The sequence below is a fragment of the Bacillus sp. FSL K6-0268 genome (assembly GCF_038005425.1).
Classification (GTDB): domain Bacteria; phylum Bacillota; class Bacilli; order Bacillales; family Bacillaceae_G; genus Bacillus_A; species Bacillus_A thuringiensis_S.
This window is the reverse complement of the sequence record NZ_JBBOTF010000001.1, coordinates 3,312,768-3,332,076: the sequence shown is the minus strand read 5'-3', so window position 1 is coordinate 3,332,076 and position 19,309 is coordinate 3,312,768. Positions and strand designations below refer to the sequence as shown.

Genomic DNA, 19,309 nt, shown 5'->3' with positions numbered 1-19,309 from the left:
ATTCAAAGGGAATGTTTGAATCAGTTCTTTTTTTCATTTCTTTGAAATACCTCATACATATTATTCATGATCGTATCATATAAAACAGCAAGTTTATCCCACACCCAGCGATTACTATCGACTTCTTTTTCCCCACAGTCGATAATATCGGTATGGTCAGTAATTTTATACGCTTTTTTAACGATAATAGGAGCAATCTTCGGTATACGTGGGATTTCCTTTAAGGTATCTGCAAAGTTTCCAATGTAGACATGACCGATGATTTCGATTGTTAATGATTTATCCGATATATTTAGCACGGTATGAAATTGATTTGTATGTTGTTGTTTTAAATATTGAGCTAACTTAAATGGAGCATGCTTCTTCTTTAATACGCGGCGAAGGCTCTCTGTATTTTCGATATGAAGTGATTTTTCGTGAATAAGGACACGAATATCTTCTCCCATAAAAGGCATTGTGTTGTACATAGATGATTCTCCTTAAAACCTTACATATGTTTGCGTTATGCATATGTAAGTCTAGCATGGTTTGTTCTTTATGTGTGCTTACAGTTTTGTAAGGTGATGTAGTAAAGCATTGCAAAAGTTATTTGTATAAAGTGACGATACTGTGACAAACATGTTGGTATATATATTACGATGTCGTCTTAAGTGTAAAAAGTAGGGCGTTCTCGGTATAATAACAAGTGGAGATAAAAGAAACTATAATGAGTAATAGCTGTAGATAAAAGGAGAAGAAGAGATGAAGAAGGTTTTGGGTATTGCTGTAATGGGAAGTATGATCCTTCTAGCAGGATGTAATGGAAATAAAGATACGAAAGAACCGAAAGAAAAGGTAGAGCAATCTACTGAACAAACAGAAGAGATGAAAGAATACCTTGCAGTACATGAAAAATACGATATAAAAATGAATAAAGAAATTAATAAAGCACTGCAGTTATTTGAAGTGGCAAAAGAAAAGGGCGGTAAGGAAATAACGAATGCAACATATAAAGAAGACGTGCAAAAGGTAACAACGAGCATGTTAGAAGATATTGATCATATACGTAAAGAAATTCGTGTTCCGAAGTCGAAAGAGCAAGAACATGAGGTATATGTTGGTTTCTTGAATGAATCAGAACAAGCGATGAAAAAATTACAGAAGTTAGCTAAAGAAGAAGATTCATCGTTGATTCGTGATATAGAAATTAACTTTGCAACAGCATCGACATACTATAAACGTTTTCAAGCAGAAACGAAAAAATAACCTTGCCTGTGCAAGGTTATTTTTTCTTCTTGCCATCTCCGTCTTCATCCTCAGATACTAATATTTTCTGTTCTTCGTGAAATTCGGAAATAGTTTGCCCGGTAATATTATCGAAAGGAGTATAAAAAGAAGTAATACGTTTCTTTTTAATAAAGAGTTTATAGGAGCCGATGATGACAAGTATAACGATTGTTAAGGGTAATCCTATAGTAGCAAGAAGTAAGGGGTCCATCTTATAACTCCTTTAACATCATTTCTTTTTATGATAAGCCGAAAACTGTAATTTCGATAAATGAATTAAAAACTGATTTTTCTAAATTTATCCAATTCGATTGACTTTTCAATTTTTCAGAATTATAATTCGAAATATACAATTTGAACCAAATAATAATATAGCAATTTACTTATCCAGAGAGGTAGAGGGACTGGCCCTATGACACCTCAGCAGCGGGTTCTGTAATAGGAACACCGTGCTAATTCCAGCAAGCAAGTCTTGAAAGATAAGTGATGGGCCTTTGTTTGTTAAGCCTTGATCTTATTTTTTAAGATCAAGGCTTTTTGTATTCTAAAAAGAGAAAAGGGAGTAATGGAAAAAGTACATTCATAAAACAAAGTAAATTCATGTGTTTAGGGGGTTATTGAAGTGTATGTAATTAAAAAATTATCGGTTATGGTGTTCACACTATGGGTTATTACGACAGTGACATTTCTAATTATGCATATTATTCCGGGAGATCCATTTTCATCAGATGCAAAAATCTTTCCTGAAGAAGTGATCCAAAACATGAGAGCGAAGTATCACCTTGATGAACCGTTATGGAATCAATATGTTGCTTATTTAGACGGTGTAGTTCATTTTGATTTTGGTGAATCGGTTCAATCAACCGGGCAAGGTGTATCAGAAATTATAACAACTGGCTTTGGTCCATCAGCAATTATTGGTCTACAAGCACTTGTTATTTCATTGTTAGTAGGAATTGCGGCAGGGACATTTGCTGCTCTATATCATGGGAGAGTAATTGACTATAGTGTGAGTTTGCTCGCAATTTTAGGTATTTCTATTCCAAGTTTTATTTTAGCGCCACTATTTATACAAGTATTCGCTATCCAATTTGAGTTTTTACCAGTAGCCTCTTGGGGAACATTCGAACAGACGGTATTGCCATCCTTTGCATTAGCGTTAGGGCCAATCGCAGTTATTACAAGGTTTGTTCGTTCTAATATGATCGAAGTACTGCAGAGTGATTATATTAAGCTAGCAAGAGCAAAAGGTATACCAATTAAGAAGATTATTATAAGACACGCTCTTCGAAATGCGATTGTTCCAGTACTTACATTTGTTGGACCGTTAATGGCTGGACTCTTAACAGGGACTTTCGTTATTGAAAAAATCTTTTCAATTCCTGGCCTAGGAAAATATTTTGTAGATAGTATTTTTAACCGAGACTATCCGGTGATTATGGGAACAACGATTTTCTATAGTGCATTATTAATTGCTTGTATTTTCATTACAGATATTATTCATCGCATTGTTGATCCGCGTATTCGTTCTATTACATAAGGAGGGGGGATATTTAAATGGGAGCTTATGAGATTAATGAACAGTTATTAACGAAAGAAGAGAAAAAAGAATTAACGATAAATAAAAATCAGCAAACAATTAGCAGAAAGAAAGAAGTGTTTCGTAAGTTTATATCGAATCCAATCGCAGTTTTAGGAACAGTGACGTTATTGCTAATTATTGTTTTCTCGCTTATTGGCGAAAGTTTAACTTCATTTACTGCGAGTGAACAAGTAAAAGAGGCAACAAATTTACCGCCGAGTAGTGAACATTGGTTTGGAACAGATGATCTAGGGAGAGATATTTGGGCACGTACTTGGGCTGGTGGGAAGATTTCACTAACAGTTGGATTAGTAGCAGCTGCCCTCGATATAGGGCTTGGTGTACTGATTGGTGGATTTAGTGGATATGTGAGAGGGCGTAATCGTCTTGGAACGTTAATAGATGAATGGATTATACGAGGGATTGAAGTGTTATATGGTATCCCATATTTATTAATTGTTATTTTACTATTGATCGTGATGAAACCAGGACTTTTTACAATTATAATCGCTCTTGCGTTAACAGGATGGATTGGCATGGCACGTCTCGTTAGAGCGCAGGTCTTGTCTTTAAAACAAAGAGAATTTGTTATTGCAGCAGAGCGATTAGGTACATCACATATGAAAATTATATATGGGCATTTAATTCCGAATTTAACAGGGATTATTATCGTGAATTTATCATTTACAATTCCAGCAGCTATTTTTTCAGAATCATTTTTAAGCTTTATAGGACTTGGAGTACAATCACCAGCGGCAAGTTGGGGGACGATGACGAATGATGCACTCGGGACATTATTGAGCGGAGAATGGTGGCAGCTATTTTTCCCGGCAATCATGATTGCACTCATTATGTTCGCATTTAATGCAATTGGTGATGGTTTGCAAGATGCGATTGATCCAAAAATCGTCAAACGGAATCGAAAGGAGAAAAAACATGGCACAGCTCTTATCTTTAGAAAACGTAACATTGACCGTTGAAAAAGAGAATAGTAAGCAAGCAATTGTGAAGCATGTTTCCTTTTCTATTAATGAAGGTGAAATCGTTGCACTTGTAGGAGAAAGTGGTTCAGGAAAAAGTGTTACAGCACAATCTATTGTCGGATTAAATCAAGAATCTATTCATATCGATGATGGGAATATAGCTTTCCAAGCAAATGAATTAACGAATTTACAAGAGTCAGAATGGAATCAAATTCGCGGAAAAGATATTTCCTTTATATTTCAAGATCCGCTTTCATCTTTAAACCCAACGATGAAGGTAGGCAAACAAATTACAGAAGTAGTTTTGCAACATGGGAAAAAATCGAAAAGAGAAGCAAAGGAAATTGCGATTAACTTGTTAACGGGTTTAGGGATACATGAAGCAGAGAAACGCTTTGAACAGTACCCACATCAATTAAGCGGAGGTATGAGGCAGCGTATTTGTTTAGCAATTGCGTTTGCTTGTCACCCAAAGCTTGTAATTGCAGACGAGCCGACAACAGCGTTAGATGTAACGATTCAGAAACAAATTATGGGGCTATTAAAAGAAAGAAAAGAAAAACAAAATACGAGTATTTTATTAATTACACATGATTTGGCACTTGTACGTGAAGTAGCTGATCGAGTAGTTGTTATGTACGGGGGACGTGTTGTTGAAAAAGGAACGATACAGGAGGTAATAGGTTCTCCTAAACATCCATATACGAAAAGTTTATTACAAGCAATTCCGAATATGGATGATTCCGAAAAGGTATTACGTGCTATAGAAGGAACGACACCTTCCATTGAAACATTAAATAGCTTTGGTTGTCCTTTTGTAAATCGTTGTCCAGTAGCGATAAAAGAATGTATTCATCGTTTTCCAGAGAGAACCACATATTCTAAGGAGCATAGTTCACATTGTTGGCAACATGTTCTAGAGCATAATAAAGCGAAATCAAAAGAGAAGGTGAATGCCTCATGACGACAGATTTAATTACTATAAAGCAAGTAACGAAAACGTATGGAAGTAAAAGTAAAGAAATCACAGCGTTAAAAGACATATCACTTTCTATTCCGAAAGGAACAACACTTGGCATTATTGGTGAAAGTGGTTCAGGAAAAACAACACTTGGAAAGCTCATAGCAGGGATTGAGAGTCCAACGTCTGGTGAAATTGATTATAACGGTCAAGTCGTTCACAAGCTGAAATCAGCTCATAGGCGAGATTTTTTACAGAAAGTACAGTTCATTTTTCAAGATTCCACAGCAGCATTAAATCCGCGCTGGAAAGTACGCGATAGCGTAACGGAGGGTTATATTTCATTCGGTTTAGGTGATAAAGGATTAAAGGATAAAGTAGCAGGTGATGCGCTAGAACGTGTGGGATTAGATAGACGATATATCGATCGCTATCCGCACGAATTTAGCGGAGGACAACGTCAACGAATTGCTATTGCAAGAGCGTTATTGTGTGAGCCAGAAGTATTGATTCTTGATGAACCAATTTCAGCATTAGATGTTTCATTGCAAATTCAAATTGTACATCTGCTGCAAAAGATTCAAAAGGAACAAGGCTATACATATTTATTTATCGCACATGATTTGCCGATGGTTCACTATTTATGTGAAAAAGTGGCTGTCTTATATAAAGGAGAACTTGTTGAATTTGGAAATACGGACGAAGTGTTCTATAATCCACAACATTCTTATACAAAAACACTATTGGCATCAACACCAAAAATTTCAGGTTAAAGGAGAATGTAGGATGAAGAAGTTTTTACTGTTTGTCATTATGACTGTTTTAGCAATTACTTCTGTCGCTTGCGGTAAGAAAGAGACGCAAAAGGCGAGTGCTGGTAAGGGAGAAGGCGATCGATTAGTAACGAATATTGGTAGCGATCCATATACACTTGATTCCGCTATTGCGACAGATAGCACGTCAGGTTATGTAATTGGACATTTATTCTCAAGCTTATATACGCAAGATAGTGATGGGAAATATCAAAATGAATTAGCAGAGAAAGAAGAAGTAAATGCTGATGGAACTGAGTATACAATTCATTTAAAGAAAGATATTAAATGGTCAGATGGTTCTGCTATTACAGCAAATGATTTTGAATTTGCATGGAAGCGATTATTGAATCCGAAAACGGGTTCTATGAATGCAACAGAAATGTATTTTATTAAAGGGGCAGAGGCATACAATACTGGAAAAGGTGAAGAAGGACAAGTTGGTATTCAAGTCGTTGATCTTCAAACATTAAAGGTAACTCTTGAACATCCAGTTGCTTCTATTAAACAGAAATTAGCAAGCTCATTATTTATTCCATTAGCTAAAAAGTCGATTGATGATAATAATAAATTAAAAACAGATCCAAAAGAGTTAATTACGAACGGGCCATTCACATTAAAAGAATGGAAGCATAATCAGGCTATTACAGTACAAAAAAATAAAGAATACTATGATAAAAAGGTAACATTAAAAGAAATTGAGTTTCGTATTATTCCAGATTCTAAAACAGCGTACCAATTATATAAATCAAAAGAATTAGATTTACTAAGCGGTTTACCGCAAGAAATGATTGAAAAAGAAAAAGGAAATAAAGAATATAAACGTGTTGCAGGATTTTCATCTTATATTTATTCGTTTAACGTAGAAAAAGAGCCATTCACAAATGCGAAAGTACGTAAAGCATTCTCATTAGCAGTTGATCGTAAGTTTATTGTTGAAAAACTGTATAAAAACAATGCACAAGAAGCAAATGCATTCGTTCCAGAAGGAGCAAAAACACAAAGTGGGCGTGATTTCCGTAAAGAAAAAGGTGGTTACGTTAAATTTGATCCAGCAGAAGCGAAAAAATTATTAGAAGAAGGCATGAAAGAACAAGGCTGGTCTACATTACCTGAAGTAACATTAAAATTCACTACAGATACACAACATAAAAAAGTAGCAGAAGCAATGCAAGAAATGTTTAAGAAAAATCTTGGCGTAGATATTAAATTAGAAAATAAAGAGTGGAAGAGTTACATCGACACATATAAGCAAAGTGATTTCCAATTGGCTTATATGGGATGGGGCGGTTCTTTATTAGATCCAATTACTAAATTAGATTTATATGCAGGTGATGGTCCAAACAATTATGCAAAATGGCATAATAAAGAATTTGATGCTTTAGTGAAGGAAGCAGAAGTTGAACAAAATGAAGATAAGCGTTTTGACTTATTGCATAAAGCGGAAGATATTATGTTTACAGATTCACCATTAATTCCAATTATATTCCCGTCGGATTCCTATTTACAAAAACAAACGGTATCTGGACTTCAATATTATGTTGGATCTAAACCAGATTTAAGATATGCAAAAATAAAGAAGTAGGCAATCGCCTACTTCTTTATTTTATTTCTCTTTTATATTCTTTTTTCGTTCCATCAGAGAAGACAACTTCTAAATCGAATTTTTGGTAGTCTTTATCAAGTTTGAACACGTTCACTACTTGATCGATTACTTCTTGGTCAGGAGTATCTTTATCAAATTTTAATTCTTGTAGAAGTGGGCTTAATTTTGTAATAGCCTCGTCACCTGTAAACTTTGCATTTGTTTTATGGTCTTCAAGCTTTGCTTCCATTTTCTTATCAGCGGCTACATTCTTATAATCAGCTTCGTAGTCTTTCTTCGTATCTTGATAGTCTGCATCTAAACTAAATTCATTAAAGTTTAGTTTTAAATCTGCAGGAGCCTCATTTTTTGCTTCTTCAGTCGTCTTTTTATTAGAAGTTGTGTCTTCTTTTGCAGGGGCTTTACATCCTGTTAATGCAGGTACTAGCATAAGAGCTAATAAAACTGATAGTAGAATTCTCATTATAAATTCCTCCTTATGTAAATTCGTTCTATACAAGTTTTTCCCAAAAACATGTAATTATGTATGTGTTGAAAATAAATTATTATCCTGCAGTCACAAGGGCTCATCCGCAATTTAAATCAAAAATGATTTGTATGTATATGGTAAATTGAAGTTGTGAGGAGGTACTGAAATGCTTTCTAAAACGTATCAAACGATCGGTGAATTATTTCAAGCAACATATGCAGCAAATGGCTATTATACAATAATATTAGGAGGAGTTAGTTTAGAGAGAAATATTATTTCATTATTAGTTATTGTATTGGTTACACAATTAGTAGCAGTGACGACTTTAGCTATAAAAGGAATGGTAAAGGGAAGAGGAAGCTCTGTAGTTAAAGTTGTATAAAAGTAAAAGGTATCCTTCGTAGGATACCTTTTTACTTTTGTTATTTTGCAACTTCTGTCCACTTATAGTTAAATTCACCGCCGAAGTCAGTTGTTACAAGTCCTTTAATGAAAGAGCGTTGTAAGTAAGAACGACCTTGTTGGTATAAAGGAGCGACAGCGCCGTCTTGTAATAGAATTTTTTCAGCTTGCTTCATTGCTTCAAAGCGTGCTTTTTCATCGCCAGCTAAATCTGTTTTCACTTTATGAATGAGCTCATCGTACTCTTTGTTAGAGTACTTATCGAAGTTATAAGCACTATCTGTTGTAAATAAATCTAAGAATGTAATTGGATCAGCGAAGTCAGGGCCCCAGCCGTCAATACCAATTTCATAGTCACCACTTAATAGTAGTTTCAACTGTTGTTTACGTGGTTGCGGTTTTAAATTCACTGTTAATCCATCTAAGTTCTTTTCTAACTCACCTTTTAAATATTCACCAGTCTTTTTAGCTAAAGCATTGTCACTTGTTAATAGTTCGATTGTTACTTTGTCAGTACCAAGTTCTTGTTTTGCTTTTTTCCAGTTTTCTTTCGCTGTTTTCACATCATCCTTGACTAGATTTCCATTTTCTTTACGGAAGTCATTGCCTTCTGGACTTTTTGCAAATTTCGCAGGAACCATTCCTTCAGCTGGAACAGCACCGTTATTTAAAATTGTTTCTACGTATGCTTTTTTATTCATTGCGCCGTTAATAGCAAGGCGTGCATGTTGATTTTTTAATGTTTCATTTTTCTGATTTAGTCGTAAGAATTGAATGCCGACTTCAGCGCGTTCCTTGAAGTTTGGATCGCTCTTATATTTATCAACAAACTCTGCAGTTAAAGCAACGCGATCAATTTGTCCTGAATCATATAAATTCACTTCTGTAGACTTATCTTTAACGACATTGAAGTTGATTTCTTCTAATTTTACCGTTTTAGCATCCCAATAGTTAGGGTTTTTCTTCAATTGGAAACTTTGTTCGTGTTTCCAGTTATCTAATGTGAAAGCACCGTTGTAAATTAAATGATTTGTTTCTAAACCGTATTTATCGCCCTGAGACTTTAAGTACTCTTCATTAATTGGCAAGAATGTTGAGAATGTCGTTAAGCTTAAGAAGTAAGGAACAGGGCGGTCTAGTTGTACTTCTAACGTTTTGTCATCAACAGCTTTGACCCCTAGTTGATCAATTGGTAATTGTTTTTGGTTTATTTGTTTCGCATTCTGTACATCGAAGAATAAGAATGCGTATTCAGCTGCTGTATCAGGATTTACGGCACGTTGCCAAGCAAAGACGAAGTCCTTTGCTGTAACAGGAGTACCGTTTGACCATTTTGAATCACGCAGATGGAATGTATATTTTGTTTTATCGGGACTAATGTCAACCGACTCAGCAACACCAGGAATCGGTTTATTATCTTCTCCCATTGCATATAAACCTTCAAAAACATTGCGCATTACATTCATGGATTCCCCATCCGTTGCTTTTGCAACATCCATTGTTGGAATTTCTGAAGCGAATGATAAGTTAATTGCTTGTTTATCAGGTACTTTATCGTTTGCTTTCGCTCCGCCTGCATTATCTTTATTTCCCCCGCAAGCAGTTAGTAATAGACTTGCCCCTAAAACAGATGCAACAACAGGTACAACTTTTTTCTTCATTGTTCGTTCCTCCCTAAATGTGTTGTTCGTAACGTCATAATGTCCATGTCTTGAAGTAGCTATAGAAGGAGATAAAACCTATTATAAATATTTGTTTATAGGTAATCAGGTGTTCTATATGTATATACATGTTGAGCTATAATCTATCGTTATATGTTTCAACGTAGTAGACATTATATTTTGATGGTGAAATATTTTGTTTCTTTGATTATTTAGAATATTAACACTGGAAAGAACTATATGTCAATAATAAAAATAGAATGTTAATTTCTTAGAATAATATATTAAAAAAGTAGATTCTCTTGTGTGAGAGAACCTGCTTTTAATATATTTTGCTAAAAAAACAATTGGTGTGGGCTAATAATAAGTGGGGATGAAGAACCCTCACTTATTACGGTTTTACTTTATTTTTCAATTTTTGCCCACTTGAAATTTAATTGACCCGCAAAGTCTACTTGCACAATTCCTTTCACATAAGAACGTTCTAAATAAGATTCGCCTTTTTGGTAAAGAGGAGCGATAACAGAGTCTTTAAATAATATTTTCTCGGATGCTAGTAATGCTTCCCAGCGAGCTTTTTCATCACCAGCTAAAGTTGTTTTCACTTTTGCTATTGTTTCATCGAATTCCTTATTAGAGTAATGATCTAAGTTATAAGGGTTATTCGTTGTAAATAGCTCAAGGAATGTAATTGGATCCGTAAAGTCAGGGCTCCAGCCGTCAATTCCGATTTCGTAGTCACCTTTTAATAAAAGCGAAACTTGTTGCTTACGCGGTTGCGGTTTTATATTTACTGTTAATCCATCTAAATTCTTTTCTAGTTGCCCTTTTAAGAATTCACCAGTTTTCTTATCAAGGTCAGCATCACTCGTTAATAATTCTAATGTTATCTTTTCAGAACCAAGCTCTTGTTTAGCTTTTTTCCATAACTCTTGTGCAGATTTTGTATCAACTTTTGTTAAATCGCCGTTTGCAGTACGGAAGTCTTTTCCTTCAGGTCCTTTTGCAAAGTTTTTTGGAACGAGACCAAGTGTTGATGTAGAGCCATCATTTAATAACGTATTTACAAAGGATTTTCTATCAATTGTTTGATTAATTGCTTGGCGTGCAGAAACATTTTGAAGTACTTTGTTTTGTTGATTCATACGTAAAAATTGTACGCCTACGTTTGGACGTTCTTTAAAGTTAGCATCCTTTTTATATTTATCGACAAAGTCAGATGTTAGTTTTATACGATCTAATTGTTTTGACTCGAATAAATTTACTTCTGTTGATTTTTCTTTTACGACGTTAAAATTGATTTCTTCTAGTTTGACAGTATCTTTATCCCAATAGGTAGGGTTTTTCTTGAATTTAAAGCTTTGTTCGTGCTTCCAATCGCTTAGTGTAAAAGCTCCATTGTACAAGATTGTATGATCTTCTAAAGCGTACTTATCACCTTGTGCTTTAAAGAATTCCTCGTTAATTGGTAGAAATGTTGGGAACGCTGTTAAGCTAATAAAATACGGAACAGGACGCTCCAATTCTACCTCAAACGTATGGTCATCAACTGCTTTTACACCAAGTTGGTCGGCTGGAAGTTCTTTGTTGTTAATTTTTGTTGCATTTTTAATATCAAAGAATAGAAATGCATATTCAGAGGCTGTTGCTGGATCTACGGCTCTCTGCCAAGCGAACACAAAATCTTTCGCTGTAACAGGAGTGCCGTTTGACCATTTTGAATCTCGCAGGTGGAATGTGTATTTTGTTTTATCGCCACTTACTTCATGAGATTTTGCAACGCCAGGGAAAGGTTTGTTACCTTCACCAAGATTATACAAACCTTCAAATACGTTTCTCATTACTTGACCAGAATCAGTATCTGTAGCACGGGCCGTATCCATTGTTCGTATTTCAGTAGGTGAAGATAAATTTAAAACCTGTTTGCTAGGTGCCTCGTCTTTTGCATTTGCTCCGCTTGCTTCGTTTTTATAACTACCGCAACCAGTTAATAAAATACTTACTCCTACAACTGATGCAATACCGGGTACAAACTTCTTTTTCATTTGATTTTCCTCCTAAATAATTAAGTTTGGATGATGATGAGGGAAATGAAAAATAAAAAATCCCTCTTTTCATATTGAGAAAGAGGGATTTTTACGTACAAGTTATGCACCCGTATATAAACGAAGTCCCTCATTCTATCTTTCAAGCATAAAGCTTGCAGGAAGTGGCACAGTATTCAAAATGAACCTGCTGCCGAGGTTTCAAAGGGCCAGTCCCTCCACCTCTCTTGATACAATGAGTAAACGAATAAATTTTATTAATTTTTGTGTTTCTTTGATAATTCAAAATCTTACACCTTGAACAATGAAGTGTCAACCAAATGGAATATAGTTTAAATTTTCAGTTATCTCAAATAAAAAAACCACTGCATATGGCAGTGGTTTTTCGCTTAGAAGTTAAAGTTATCTGGAACTGGACCAACGCGACGATCTTCATTTAAAGCTTGAATTGCTTTCATATCATCAGCACTTAATTCAAAGTCGAAGATGTTTGCATTTTCAATAATGCGATGTTCTTTAATTGATTTAGGGATTGTTACAACTTCGTTTTGTAAATCCCAGCATAAAATAATTTGCGCAGTTGATTTATTATATTTTGTCGCAATTTCTTGTAACGTTGGATTATCTAGTAGTTGTCCTTGCATTAATGGTGACCAAGCTTCAAGCTGGATATTATGTTCTTTACAGAAAGCGTGTAACTCTTCTTGTGCTAAACGTGGGTGGTATTCCACTTGGTTGACCATTGGCTTAATTTCAGCAATTTCAAATACGTCTTGTAAGTGGTGAATGTGGAAATTACTCACACCGATAGCGCGAACACGGCCATCTTTATAAAGCTTTTCTAATGCTTTCCATGATTCGGTATATTTCCCTTTTACAGGCCAATGTACTAAATATAAATCTAAATATTCTAGACCTAATTTCTCTAATGTAGTTTCAAATGCTTGAAGTGTTGTTTCATATCCTTGATCGCTATTCCATACTTTTGAGGTAATAAATAATTCTTCACGTGAAACACCGGATTCACGAATCGCTTGTCCAACGCCTTCTTCATTTTGATAGATTGCTGCAGTATCGATGCTGCGGTAGCCATTTTTAATTGCTGCTTTTACAGAATCAATTACTTCTGAACCATCTTCTACTTTAAAAACACCTAAACCAAACCAAGGCATTTTTACACCGTTATGTAATGTTGTATAGTCCTTTAAACTTGTTAAAGTCATATTATTTCCCCCTAGCTTTTTTGTTTGTTGCTTCTACTGCTTTTTGAATTGCCTCTGAAAAATTATATTCATATAAAGTTTTGAGACCCTCAGCTGTGGAACCACCTGGCGTTGTTACTTGTTCGCGGAGGTTAGCTGGATCTTGCGTTTGTTCGAGCATAGAAGCAGAGCCAGAAATCATTTGAATGACAAGATGTTTTGCGGTTTCTTCATCGACTCCATAACTTTTTGTTGCTTCAATTAAGCTTTCAGCAAAGTAATAAAGGAAGGCTGGTGCACTTCCAGTAACTGCAGTAAGCTGATGAACTTCTTCCTCAGTACAAAGTTGCGAAGTACCAATACCTCTTAAAAGCAGTTGCAGGGTTTCTTGATGCATCTCTTTTATGGATTGTCCCATTGTATATAAGGAGATAGACTTTCCAATTTCAGCAGCTGTATTAGGCATAATCCAAGCAACAGGCGTGCCTTTTGGGAGTCTAGCTTCTAAATAAGATGGTCCAATGCCAGCTGCTACTGTTACGACAAGTTGATTTGATATTAACGGAGATAGCTCAGCTAATAACTCTTCATGAGCAGAAGGTGGCATTGCTAAAACAACTGTATCGACAGATGTAACATGCTGCTTCCAATCTGTTGCAGTAGACACATTATATCGATGTTGTAACTGTTTTAGTTTTTCTGCGTTGCTTCGGTTAGAGACGATAATTTCTTCGATGTACTCTTTGCTTGTTTTAAGTAATCCGGAAAATATAGCTTCGGCCATACGACCGGCACCAATAAATAAAATTCGATGTTTAGTTAGCATATCCTTTATTCCTTTCTAGTAGAGATATGTTATAAAAACGATATCATCTTTAAGAGAATTTTGTAAAAAGAAAAGACTTACCGTAGATGGAATGGATAATGGGAAGGCGGAAATTCATGGTAAAGGAAAGGGCTATTACTTATACTGGTTTCTACGTCATACTAATATTAGCTGTTATTAATCTCTTTATATGTGTAGCTGGTTTGCTAGAGTGGAAGAGCAATTATAAGGGGCAAGAACATACAAATAATTATATCTAGAAAATAATTAGAATTGAAAAACCCCTGAAGCATATATGCTTCAGGGGTTTACTAATAGAATATAAGATTATGCTTTTGTTATACCAAGTAATACAGCACCGCCGATAATTAAAACACTGCCTAGTGCAATAAAGATCAATTGACGTTTTGTTTTCTTTTCACCTAAGAAGACAATTGCACCGAATGTTGAGATAACGATTCCAGTTTGAGATAATGGGAAGCTTGTTGCTACTCCGACACGTGGTAATGAAAGAAGTAAGAATAAGTTTCCCGTTCCCCATAGTAAACCGGATAAAGCATTACGAATTGCATATTTGTTAAATGGTTTATGTTTAGACGTCAGTACAACCGCACCAACAAACATACCAACTGCTTGTGGTAAAATAGCAGACCAACCATCGATATTATACCAACGAATAATAATTACATATACAAGATAGCCGAAAGTAGAAACAATTAAAGTAAGAAGTCCTTTTTTCAATTGTCCTGGTGGCTGAGCATTTTCTTTATCATCTAGTGATGTGAATACAACACCAACTACGATTAATAGGATTGCAATCGTTCCCAGAACAATTGTTGTCGTAGTAGTCCATTCACGGAAAGCGATAACCCCAAAGATAGAAGTTGCAACAAGTTGCATACCAGTAGAAATTGTTACGGTAGTTGAAACACCTAGTTTTTCAACTGTTTTTAATTGGTTTACTTGTCCTAAAGCCCAGAATAAACCTGAAATAAAACCAACAATTAAGACTGTCATTGTTAAAGCTGGTTGAGTAAATACATACATAATTGTTGCGAAGAATAGAGCACCGATTGTCATACCTACCGTTTGGCTATATGCACCACCGCCCATTTTTACGCTTACTAATAAGATGTTTCCCCATGCAATTGCAGGAAGAAGCGCTAATAAAATGTCCATTACAAGACTCCCTTCGGTTTCCTATACCAATATAATTACATATCGTTCTAACGATCGGTAATGCCCCACTAATAGAGTAGAAGATTACCGATCGCTAAAACAGGATGAAGAATTCACGATATAAATGCGTTTTCATTTCTTCATTTTTTGAAACACCTCCATATAATAACAGGAAATTGCCTATTTTAGAAAGTGAATTCAAATAAAATGTATATTTCAATAAGAGGTAAAATTCAGTTATTTCCCAACGACTTATTTATTTCCTAAGAAATAAATAAGCAGCTTCCAAAAAAGCTGCTTTAAAGGTTAGTAATTCTTTTGTTAATAAGCTGAATACATAGCAGAAATAGGAGTGACATACTAATAGTGATAACCACAAGTGTCCAGGCGAGTTGCATATTACTTGCGTCAATGGCCATGTAAATTGCAGTTGGGATTGTCTGTGTTTTACCAGGAATGTTCCCGGCAAACATGAGTGTAGCACCAAACTCACCGAGCGCGCGGACAAAGCTCAAAATCATCCCGCTTAGTAATGCAGGAAATGCGAGCGGAAGTGTAACGTGCAGAAAAACTTGATATTCACTTGCGCCAAGGTCACGAGCACTTTCTTCAATTTGTACATTTGCGATAGAAAATCCCGTTTTCGCTGATTGGTACATAAGCGGAAATGCAACAACTGTAGAAGCGATGATCGCAGCGGTAGATGTGAACATAATAGACTGCTGAAATAATGATTCAACCCACCTTCCAATCGGGCTGTTGTTTCCAAAGATGATAATGAGAAAGAAGCCGATAACAGTTGGTGGAAGTACCATTGGTAATAAAAATATGGTTTCTAATAGTACTTTATATCGCCATGAGGAGCGAGCTAGTGCTCGCCCGACAATCGTCCCTAAAATTGTAACGAGAATAGTGGCACACGCAGCTACTCTTAAAGATAGAAAGACAGGCGATATAATAGCATCAATGCTCATAGTAATTACGACAGGACTGTAAATCCATATTTCTTAAAGATAGATTGTGCATCTTTTGACTGCAAATACTCATAAAATGAAGTCGCCTCTTTCTTATGTTTAGATTCCTTTATAACACCTAAAGGATAGTGGATTGGCTCATGAGAAGTAGCTGCTGCTGTTTCACCAATCTTTACTTTATCTGAAATGAGAGCATCTGTTTTGTATACGATACCAGCATCGATATTCCCTGTTTCTACATATGTTAACACTTGGCGAACATCTTTTGTAAATACGACTTTATTTTGAACATCATTCCAAAGGTTTTCGTGTGTTAGAGAAGCCTTTGCATATTTTCCAGCAGGTACAGATTCAGGTGTACCAAGTGCAATTTTTTTGATTTTCTCATCTTTTAAATCTTGAAATTTTGTAAGAGAACTATCTTTAGGGATGACTAGAACTAGTTCATTTCCAAGAAGATTTTTCCCTTCTTTTTCATTAATGAATCCTTTCTTTACAAGGGTTTGGAATTTATCTTCTGCTGCAGAGAAGAATAAATCAGCAGGTGCACCTTGTTCAATTTGTTGTTGAAGTGCTCCAGAAGCACCGAAGTTAAAAGAAAGTTTGATATTTGGCTCTTTTTCTTTATATTGTTTTTCAATTTCTTTTAATGCATCTTGTAAGCTTGCAGCAGCTGAGATAGTCAGTTCAACTGTTTTATCTTCTTTAGCAGCTGACTTTGTATTCTTTTCCCCACTTGTACAAGCAGCACTAAATATAAGAAGGAAAGAAAGTATAAGTGCCCCAATAGAACGTAATGTAAATTTATTCATAAAAAAATCCCCTTTCGTTTTGATATAACTAATTATAACTAAGTATAACTAAATATAACTAGTTATATTTGAATATAATTTGAACATATATCTATTTTTAAAAAATAGGAGAAATATTCTTTTCTTTGTTACAATGAAAGGAGAAAGTGAGGAATCGTCTATGGATCATCATTCCTACACAACGGAAGAAGTAGCAAAGCGATTAAAGGTATCAAAATTAACTGTATACGACTTAATTAAAAAAGGAGAACTTCCTTCTTATAGAGTTGGTAGACAGATGCGCATTGATGCAGTGGATTTAGATCAATATATAAAACAAATGAAAACAGGAAAGGTACAAGTTACTCCTGTGAAAAACGATGGTAGTAGTATCTTGAACACGTGTATTATTAGTGGTCAAGAACTAACGTTAGATATGTTAGCTAAACGTATAGAAAATCGTTTGCCAAGTTCTAATGTTTTAAGAGCGTATCAAGGTAGCTTAACAAGTTTAGTGAAAATGTATCAAGGAGAAGGAAGTATCGTTAGTTTGCATTTGTTTGATGGTGAAACGGGTACATATAATGTTCCTTACGTAAAACGCATTTTAGTAGGTCAACCATGTATTATGATTAATTTATTGTCCAGAAATGTAGGGTTTTATGTCCAAAAAGGAAATCCGAAGAAAATAAAGACATGGGCTGACATATCCGGATCCACTATAAAGTTTGTAAATCGAGAAAAGGGTTCTGGTATTAGAGTGTTAGTGGATGAACAATTACGAATCCAAAAATTAAATAAAGCTGATATTAGTGGATATGAATGGGAAGAATCGAATCATCTGGGTGTTGCCACGCAAGTTGCAAATGGAAAAGCTGATGTAGGAGTAGGTTCAGAAAAGTTTTCGCAAATTGTAAATGTGGAGTTTATTCCAATCATGAAAGAACAGTATGATTTAGTAATTTTGAAGAATAAAGAAAATGAAGAGCTGATTGAAGTCGTGAAAGACATTCTGCAATCGGAAGAATTTCATAATGAATTAAATGCAATTGGCGGATATGATATTAAGAAAACAGGTCAAATTATATATGAAACAAACTAAAAAGCTGCTTGTCTATAAGACGAACAGCTTTTTCTATATATAAAGGGGTTTGGGGAAACAAAGTATTAAATAAGACCTTGAGCAAGTGTGTAAATGAAAGCTGTAAGAAGAGTAGCTCCACTTGCAAGTCCGATAAAGTGAAACTTTAATCAGTGAGGGCGGGGTATCCCTCGCTGATTATTAGTTGAACCAATCGGGCTTTTACGGGCAGTTGATCCTAAACCTAACTTCTTTGATTTCGCTGAATTTTGAAGTGGGAGTCTTACTGCCCGTTAATGCGGGGTAAAGTCTGATTTGTTGAAAGTAATGTTGTTCATTATAATCTCTCCTTATTTGTTTAATGTAGTTGCAACAGCTTTTGCATCGACAAGTGCGGATAGCACCATGCCCATTGTATTTAAAAATTTATTTGATTTCATATTGTTCATCATGCGTATCCGCTCCTTTTCGAATTGTTGTTGCCCTGCTTATGTCTTAATTATAGGAAATATGTCCACTTGCAACTATCGAATTAGCTTACGAAAGACTTACACTTTTGTAAGAAAAAAAGACATTCATGTAAGAATGTCTTTCACAGCATATTGATATGATGATGTTCTTCAATTGTTTTTAAAAAACTACGCATTGAATTCGTCATATAGCTATCTTTACGGCGTATGAAAACCGTTGAAATACTGCCGTATTTTTCAGGGATTGCATGACAATGTACCTTACCTGCTTTAGAAAGATGATGGACAGCAGACTGTGGTACGAGTGTAATTCCGAGGCCAAGTGCAACGCTGTTTAATATTGTCTCTAATATATTGAATTCCATAATTCTTTTTGGTAGCAAACCTTCGTCTTTCAGCCATCGTTCTAATTTGGAACGGTATCCACATCCTTGGTTAAAAACGAGTAGAGGCGTTGTTGTAAATTCTTCTATATGAAAAGCTTTATTTTGTGTTACAAGCATTAATTTCTCTGTACTAACATCGTATTGTTCGATGAGTGGATGTTTAATAGGACCTGATATAAAGGCGCCATCTAATTGATGATCAAGTACTTCTCTAATTAATTCTTCTGTTAGACCCGCTTGTAATGATAAATCGACATTCGGATAGCTTTTATAGTAAGAAGATAAAATGGTAGGTAATGTACTTACTGTTTCTACTGTACCGATTTTTAATATACCGGAGGGTGTTTCACTATCTAAAAATACTTGTTTTAGTTCGTCGACATCTTGCAAAATTTTATTAACATAAACGAGCATTTTTCTTCCTTCAGCTGTTAAAGTCATCCCTCGTTTATGGCGGTAAAAGAGCGGGGTTTTTAATTCGTTTTCTAGTTGTTTAATACGTGCAGTTACATTTGATTGTACATAATTTAATTCCTTTGCTGCGTTACTTACACTACCCTGGTCGGCAACGCTTTTAAAGATTTGTAAGTCTCTTAATTCCATTTTGTAATCC

Annotated in this window: 19 protein-coding genes, 1 pseudogene and 2 riboswitches; of the genes and pseudogenes, 8 read left to right on the top strand and 12 right to left on the bottom strand. The window is 35.2% G+C overall.

From position 1 onward, the window contains the following. Nucleotides 1–20: 20 nt before the first annotated feature. Complete coding sequence (locus tag MHI28_RS17085; RefSeq protein WP_000282864.1) at nt 21–467, bottom strand: hypothetical protein; 447 nt, start codon at nt 465–467, stop codon at nt 21–23. 274 nt (nt 468–741) lie between these two features. On the opposite strand from MHI28_RS17085, the gene MHI28_RS17080 reads away from it, so the two are divergent. Beyond that, nucleotides 742–1,245, top strand: coding sequence for a hypothetical protein (locus MHI28_RS17080; RefSeq protein WP_000756523.1), 504 nt, complete (start codon nt 742–744; stop codon nt 1,243–1,245). Between the two features lie 16 nt (nt 1,246–1,261). On the opposite strand, the gene MHI28_RS17075 is transcribed toward MHI28_RS17080, so the two are convergent. Continuing rightward, a complete protein-coding gene (locus MHI28_RS17075) occupies nt 1,262–1,477 on the bottom strand; it encodes a DUF3951 domain-containing protein (RefSeq protein WP_000371395.1) in 216 nt (71 codons plus the stop codon). Between the two features lie 169 nt (nt 1,478–1,646). Further along, a riboswitch (SAM riboswitch) is annotated at nt 1,647–1,752 on the top strand. Nucleotides 1,753–1,888: 136 nt separating this feature from the next. Between MHI28_RS17075 and MHI28_RS17070 the strand changes: the two genes are divergently transcribed. From MHI28_RS17070 to MHI28_RS17050, 5 genes are read left to right on the top strand one after another with little or no spacing between them, the layout of a single operon-like run. Next, nucleotides 1,889–2,806 carry an ABC transporter permease gene (locus MHI28_RS17070; protein WP_000289328.1) on the top strand — a complete coding sequence of 306 codons (918 nt, stop codon included), beginning with the start codon at nt 1,889–1,891 and terminating at the stop codon, nt 2,804–2,806. Between the two features lie 17 nt (nt 2,807–2,823). After that, entirely contained in the window at nt 2,824–3,828 is a 1,005-nt protein-coding gene (locus MHI28_RS17065; RefSeq protein ID WP_000501540.1) for an ABC transporter permease, read from the top strand. After that, a complete protein-coding gene (locus tag MHI28_RS17060; RefSeq protein ID WP_000057892.1) occupies nt 3,785–4,795 on the top strand; it encodes an ABC transporter ATP-binding protein in 1,011 nt (336 codons plus the stop codon). Before MHI28_RS17065 ends, MHI28_RS17060 begins: the two co-directional genes overlap by 44 nt. After that, entirely contained in the window at nt 4,792–5,565 is a 774-nt protein-coding gene (locus MHI28_RS17055) for an ABC transporter ATP-binding protein (protein ID WP_000205648.1), read from the top strand. The genes MHI28_RS17060 and MHI28_RS17055 overlap by 4 nt, the downstream gene beginning before the upstream one ends. A gap of 13 nt (nt 5,566–5,578) precedes the next feature. Next, a complete protein-coding gene (locus MHI28_RS17050; protein WP_000714109.1) occupies nt 5,579–7,189 on the top strand; it encodes a peptide ABC transporter substrate-binding protein in 1,611 nt (536 codons plus the stop codon). A 16-nt stretch (nt 7,190–7,205) separates the two neighbouring features. Here the strand turns inward: MHI28_RS17050 and MHI28_RS17045 are convergent, their stop codons facing one another. Next, nucleotides 7,206–7,673: a YusW family protein gene (locus tag MHI28_RS17045; RefSeq protein ID WP_001221557.1), complete on the bottom strand. Its 468-nt coding sequence runs from the start codon at nt 7,671–7,673 to the stop codon at nt 7,206–7,208. Between the two features lie 172 nt (nt 7,674–7,845). Here MHI28_RS17045 and MHI28_RS17040 point away from each other — a divergent pair, with 172 nt between their 5' ends. Next, a complete protein-coding gene (locus MHI28_RS17040; protein ID WP_340828116.1) occupies nt 7,846–8,061 on the top strand; it encodes a hypothetical protein in 216 nt (71 codons plus the stop codon). Nucleotides 8,062–8,101: 40 nt separating this feature from the next. Here the strand turns inward: MHI28_RS17040 and MHI28_RS17035 are convergent, their stop codons facing one another. The 7 genes from MHI28_RS17035 to modA form a co-directional block, all read right to left on the bottom strand. After that, nucleotides 8,102–9,742 (bottom strand): peptide ABC transporter substrate-binding protein, encoded by a 1,641-nt coding sequence (locus MHI28_RS17035; RefSeq protein WP_000731066.1) that lies wholly within the window; start codon nt 9,740–9,742, stop codon nt 8,102–8,104. Nucleotides 9,743–10,146: 404 nt separating this feature from the next. Beyond that, on the bottom strand, nt 10,147–11,787 hold the full coding sequence (locus MHI28_RS17030; RefSeq protein ID WP_340828114.1) for a peptide ABC transporter substrate-binding protein: 1,641 nt from the start codon (nt 11,785–11,787) through the stop codon (nt 10,147–10,149). 132 nt (nt 11,788–11,919) lie between these two features. Then, a riboswitch (SAM riboswitch) is annotated at nt 11,920–12,024 on the bottom strand. Between the two features lie 152 nt (nt 12,025–12,176). Further along, complete coding sequence (locus MHI28_RS17025; protein ID WP_340828112.1) at nt 12,177–13,010, bottom strand: aldo/keto reductase; 834 nt, start codon at nt 13,008–13,010, stop codon at nt 12,177–12,179. A gap of 1 nt (nt 13,011) precedes the next feature. Further along, complete coding sequence (gene proC / locus MHI28_RS17020) at nt 13,012–13,815, bottom strand: pyrroline-5-carboxylate reductase (protein WP_000956241.1); 804 nt, start codon at nt 13,813–13,815, stop codon at nt 13,012–13,014. A gap of 327 nt (nt 13,816–14,142) precedes the next feature. Continuing rightward, nucleotides 14,143–14,994, bottom strand: coding sequence for a GRP family sugar transporter (locus MHI28_RS17015; protein ID WP_000353548.1), 852 nt, complete (start codon nt 14,992–14,994; stop codon nt 14,143–14,145). Between the two features lie 299 nt (nt 14,995–15,293). Next, nucleotides 15,294–15,968, bottom strand: coding sequence for a molybdate ABC transporter permease subunit (gene modB, locus MHI28_RS17010; protein ID WP_000020519.1), 675 nt, complete (start codon nt 15,966–15,968; stop codon nt 15,294–15,296). 5 nt (nt 15,969–15,973) lie between these two features. Next, nucleotides 15,974–16,780, bottom strand: a complete 807-nt coding sequence (gene modA / locus MHI28_RS17005; protein ID WP_001032237.1) for a molybdate ABC transporter substrate-binding protein — start codon at nt 16,778–16,780, stop codon at nt 15,974–15,976. A 160-nt stretch (nt 16,781–16,940) separates the two neighbouring features. On the opposite strand from modA, the gene MHI28_RS17000 reads away from it, so the two are divergent. Next, nucleotides 16,941–17,861 (top strand): substrate-binding domain-containing protein, encoded by a 921-nt coding sequence (locus MHI28_RS17000; protein ID WP_142287191.1) that lies wholly within the window; start codon nt 16,941–16,943, stop codon nt 17,859–17,861. Nucleotides 17,862–17,926: 65 nt separating this feature from the next. On the opposite strand, the pseudogene MHI28_RS16995 reads toward MHI28_RS17000, so the two are convergent. Both MHI28_RS16995 and MHI28_RS16990 read right to left on the bottom strand, forming a co-directional pair. Then, nucleotides 17,927–18,007, bottom strand: a pseudogene (locus MHI28_RS16995) (DUF3948 family protein); the annotation flags it as partial. A 425-nt stretch (nt 18,008–18,432) separates the two neighbouring features. Next, nucleotides 18,433–19,299: a LysR family transcriptional regulator gene (locus tag MHI28_RS16990; protein ID WP_000423024.1), complete on the bottom strand. Its 867-nt coding sequence runs from the start codon at nt 19,297–19,299 to the stop codon at nt 18,433–18,435. Nucleotides 19,300–19,309 lie beyond the last annotated feature (10 nt).

Coding starts and splice junctions, on each gene's coding strand:
- MHI28_RS17065 (WP_000501540.1), top strand. CDS start 2,824: ATGGGAGCTTATGAGATTAATGAACAGTTATTAACGAAAGAAGAGAAA.
- modB (WP_000020519.1), bottom strand. CDS start 15,968: ATGAGCATTGATGCTATTATATCGCCTGTCTTTCTATCTTTAAGAGTA.
- MHI28_RS17035 (WP_000731066.1), bottom strand. CDS start 9,742: ATGAAGAAAAAAGTTGTACCTGTTGTTGCATCTGTTTTAGGGGCAAGT.
- MHI28_RS17055 (WP_000205648.1), top strand. CDS start 4,792: ATGACGACAGATTTAATTACTATAAAGCAAGTAACGAAAACGTATGGA.
- MHI28_RS17000 (WP_142287191.1), top strand. CDS start 16,941: ATGGATCATCATTCCTACACAACGGAAGAAGTAGCAAAGCGATTAAAG.
- MHI28_RS17085 (WP_000282864.1), bottom strand. CDS start 467: ATGTACAACACAATGCCTTTTATGGGAGAAGATATTCGTGTCCTTATT.
- MHI28_RS16990 (WP_000423024.1), bottom strand. CDS start 19,299: ATGGAATTAAGAGACTTACAAATCTTTAAAAGCGTTGCCGACCAGGGT.
- MHI28_RS17075 (WP_000371395.1), bottom strand. CDS start 1,477: ATGGACCCCTTACTTCTTGCTACTATAGGATTACCCTTAACAATCGTT.
- MHI28_RS17080 (WP_000756523.1), top strand. CDS start 742: ATGAAGAAGGTTTTGGGTATTGCTGTAATGGGAAGTATGATCCTTCTA.
- MHI28_RS17025 (WP_340828112.1), bottom strand. CDS start 13,010: ATGACTTTAACAAGTTTAAAGGACTATACAACATTACATAACGGTGTA.
- MHI28_RS17060 (WP_000057892.1), top strand. CDS start 3,785: ATGGCACAGCTCTTATCTTTAGAAAACGTAACATTGACCGTTGAAAAA.
- MHI28_RS17050 (WP_000714109.1), top strand. CDS start 5,579: ATGAAGAAGTTTTTACTGTTTGTCATTATGACTGTTTTAGCAATTACT.
- modA (WP_001032237.1), bottom strand. CDS start 16,780: ATGAATAAATTTACATTACGTTCTATTGGGGCACTTATACTTTCTTTC.
- proC (WP_000956241.1), bottom strand. CDS start 13,815: ATGCTAACTAAACATCGAATTTTATTTATTGGTGCCGGTCGTATGGCC.
- MHI28_RS17030 (WP_340828114.1), bottom strand. CDS start 11,787: ATGAAAAAGAAGTTTGTACCCGGTATTGCATCAGTTGTAGGAGTAAGT.
- MHI28_RS17040 (WP_340828116.1), top strand. CDS start 7,846: ATGCTTTCTAAAACGTATCAAACGATCGGTGAATTATTTCAAGCAACA.
- MHI28_RS17045 (WP_001221557.1), bottom strand. CDS start 7,673: ATGAGAATTCTACTATCAGTTTTATTAGCTCTTATGCTAGTACCTGCA.
- MHI28_RS17015 (WP_000353548.1), bottom strand. CDS start 14,994: ATGGACATTTTATTAGCGCTTCTTCCTGCAATTGCATGGGGAAACATC.